Annotated in this window: 2 protein-coding genes and 1 pseudogene; all 3 read left to right on the forward strand. The window is 68.2% G+C overall.

Annotated elements, in window-relative coordinates:
- A pseudogene (locus ACY34J_RS28825) lies at positions 1–127 on the forward strand (ATP-binding protein); the annotation flags it as partial.
- A gap of 327 nt (positions 128–454) precedes the next feature.
- The gene (locus ACY34J_RS28830) at positions 455–3,622 is read left to right on the forward strand and encodes a sensor histidine kinase (RefSeq protein WP_462729574.1); all 3,168 of its coding nucleotides are present in this window, start codon (positions 455–457) and stop codon (positions 3,620–3,622) included.
- Between the two features lie 10 nt (positions 3,623–3,632).
- Positions 3,633–3,758 (forward strand): roadblock/LC7 domain-containing protein (locus ACY34J_RS28835; protein ID WP_462729575.1); only part of this gene is annotated, 126 nt, incomplete at its 3' end.

Genomic DNA, 3,758 nt, shown 5'->3' on the forward strand with positions numbered 1-3,758 from the left:
AGTCCGCGAAGCACTCCAGATCGGCCCCGACGCGCCCATCATCACCACCGACGCACGCCACCGCAGCGAAGCCAAGAGCGCCCTCATCACCCTCGTCGAGCACGCCCTCATGGCGCGCCTCAAGTAGGGCCGGGCGCAGGGTAGTTGATGCTCAGGCGGGCCGTGTCGTTGACACGGCCCGCGTGCATGTTCATAACGTTTCGACAGAGAATTCGTCCCCTACCAGCACGTCACGCATTCGAATGGCTTCGCTGTGCGCACAATCGGCCTGCTATTTGCCGCAGGACGTTCTTAATGCCCGTTTTATCGCGCCGTTCATGCCGACGGAACGGGTCATTCACAGTGTTTGGAATGCACGCTCTGACGTGCTGCAATTCCCTAACTGCCGAGTAGTAACGGCCCGCAAAGAACTACGGCACGACACAGGTGCCGACGCCGAGAGGTTGTTGGTCGAGTGAGGCGAAGCAAGCCTGGCCCCGCGAACGAAGCGCGCGGCAACTTCACCCCGCCGCCGTCGCGCACAGCGGCGTCGCCCGCTGACGTGTCCGACGCTGCGCCCGCGAGCGGTACCTCGCTGTCCCCCCGGAACTGGCGCGTCGCCACCCGGCTGAACGCGATCATGCTCATCCCGGTGCTGGTCGCCCTGGTCTTCGGTGGTTTCCAGGTCAACAGCTCCATTCAGACCTGGAAAGAAGCCCAGGACGCCGAGCACACCGCGCAGCTGGTCCGGGCGGCGGAAGCGTACGGTCACGCCCTTCTCGACGAGCGTGACCGCACCGCCGCTCCTCTGCTGGCCGGCGACCGCAACAACCCCATCGTCACCGAGACCCGGCAGACCACCGACCAGGCCAAGCGGGAGTTCGACTCCCGCGTCGAGCAGATGCCGGACCAGGACGGCCTCAAGCGGCGGCTGAAGGCCTTCCGGGACTTCGAGCCCAAGCTCGAGGAACTGCGCCAGGCGGCATACACCCCCGCGCTGCCCGCCGTGCAGACCGAAGAGACCTATGTCCGGCTCCAGCACCCGCTGATGGAGTTCGCCAACGAACTCGGCCTGGGCACCGGCAACATCACCAGCTACGGCCGCACGGTCTACGCGATCTCCCTGGCCAAGGGGGCCGAGTCGCTGCAGCGCTCCATCGGTATGCACCTGCTGATCAAGCCCGGTCCCGGCGCGAAGAACCGCAGCACCCAGGTGACCGCCTTCAGCTCCTACGCCTACCTGGAGAACATCGCCCTCGCCGAGTACGTCTCCGGTGGCACCGAAGCGGACAAGCAGCGCCTCAAGGAGGCCATGCAGGCCGCCCAGGACAAGGGCAAGCAGCAGCTGGCCCAGGCCAAGCAGCAGGCCGAGGCCAAGGGCCTGCCGTTCGTCCCGCCGCCGGCCATGGAGAAGATGGTCCAGGCGATCGGCCGGGGCACCCCCGCCGCTGAGCTCAAGCCGCAGGGCATCACCCCCGAGACCTGGTTCGCCACGGCCACGGGCAAGTTCGAGGCCTACCGCGTGGCCGAGAAGGCGCTCCTCGACAAGGCCGTGAACGAGGCCGGCAAGATCTCCGACGACGCCAAGCGGGACGCGATCGTCAACGGCATCATCGTGGTCGTCGCCCTCCTCACCGCGCTCATCATCGCGAGGCTGATGGCCCGCTCGATGAGCAGCAGCATGCGCCGGCTGCGTACGGCGGCCTTCGACGTCGCCGAGCAGCGCCTGCCGATGCTGGTCGACCAGCTCTCCCGTACCGACCCGGGCCGCGTGGACACCCGGGTCCAGCCGATCCCGATCAACAGCCGCGACGAGATCGGCGAAGTCGCCCGGGCCTTCGACCAGGTACACCGCGAGGCCGTCCGGCTCGCCGCCGAGCAGGCGCTGCTGCGAGGCAACGTCAACGCGATCTTCACCAACCTCTCGCGCCGCAACCAGAGCCTCATCGAGCGCCAGCTGACGCTCATCACCGGCCTGGAGAACAACGAGGCGGACCCGGATCAGCTGGAGAACCTCTTCAAGCTGGATCACCTGGCCACCCGTATGCGCCGCAACGGCGAGAACCTGCTGATTCTCGCGGGCGAGGAGCCGGGGCAGCACTGGAACCAGCCGGTGCCGCTGCTGGACGTGCTGCGTGCCGCCACCTCCGAGGTGGAGAACTACGAGCGCATCGAGATCACCGGTGTCCCGGAGACCGAGATCCACGGCCGGGCGGTGACCGACCTTGTGCACCTGCTGTCCGAGCTGCTGGAGAACGCCACCACGTTCTCCTCCCCGCAGACCAAGGTCCGCGTCACCGCGACCCGGCTGCCGGACGGCCGCGTGATGATCGAGATCCACGACAAGGGCATCGGCCTGACCGCCGAGGACTTCGCGGACATCAACCACAAACTGGCCAACCCGCCGACCGTCGATGTCGAGATCGCCAAGCGGATGGGTCTGTTCGTGGTCGGCCGCCTCGCCGACCGGCACGGCATCCGCGTGCAGCTGCGCCCCTCCGGCGAGCAGGCCGGCACCACCTCGCTGGTCATGCTGCCCGACGCCATCACGCACGGCGGTGGCGGCGAGCAACTGCAGCCGGACGACTTCACCGTCTCCCGGATCGTGCCCGATCAGCCGCAGGCGTACGGCCAGTCGGCTGGGCCGATGCGCACCGCGGCGGAACTGGGCTTCGACGACTCCCACTTCCAAGTCCCGGACGATGCCCGCGAGCTGGACATGGTCGGCCGCTCGCTCATGCGAGAGGAGAGGCGTGCGCAGCTGGAGGCCCAGGTGGCCGGCGAGCGCCCGCCCTTCCGCGACGAGGCCGAGCAGGGCCATTACGACACGGGCCAGTACGACACCGGCCAGTACGACACCACCGGGCAGTACGACACCGGGCAGTTCGACAACGGCCAGTACGACACCGGTCAATACGACACCGGCCAGTACGACACTGCGGAATTCCCGCAGGCTGCCTATCCGGAATCCGGCTACCAGGAGCCTGACCACCAGCGGTACGACTCCTACAGCGACCAGTCTCACCAGGGCCAGTGGAACGAATCCGCTAGCTACGAGGCCCGCTACCAGCCGGAGTTCGGAACCCAATCGGAATCACAGGTCGCTCCCCTGGACGCGCCGGAACGCGTAGGCTTCGACCGTCAGGGCCCTTCCTCTCGCTCCGCTGGGGGTGCCTCCACCTCCAGCGACCGCTCTCTGACCGGTGCCGGCCTGCCGCGCCGTGACAAGGGTCGGCAGCAGCGCGAGGAACCGGGGGCACACCCCCAGGCTTCGCCGGGGGGACCCAGCCGCCAGACTGGAGGAGAGCAGACCCAAGCGGTCCCCCAGATCCGGCCGGAGGAGAGCCAGGACTGGCGGTCGGCGAACGACGAGCGCTGGCACCGTGCCGAGCAGGTCCGTACGCCGAAGGCCGGCGGAGTCACCGCCTCCGGCCTCCCCCGTCGGGTGCCCAAGGCCAACTTGGTCGCGGGCGCAGCAGAGACGACCCCGCAGGGCGGCCCCCAGGTCTCCCGCGCCCCTGAGGACGTCCGTGGCAGGTTGAGCAACCTGCGGCGCGGCATCCAGAGGGGTCGCAGCGCGGGCAGTGAGACAAACGGCCAGGGCTTCGGCCCCGCCGGCAGCACCTACGATCAGGAGCGTTAGTGTGAGCCCGATGAGCCAGGCGGCGCAGAACCTGAACTGGTTGATCACCAACTTCGTGGACAACACCCCAGGGGTGTCCCACACCGTGGTGGTCTCCGCCGACGGACTCCTTCTCGCGTTGTCCGAAGGGTTCCCG

The organism is Streptomyces sp. HSS9-12 (assembly GCF_054963655.1).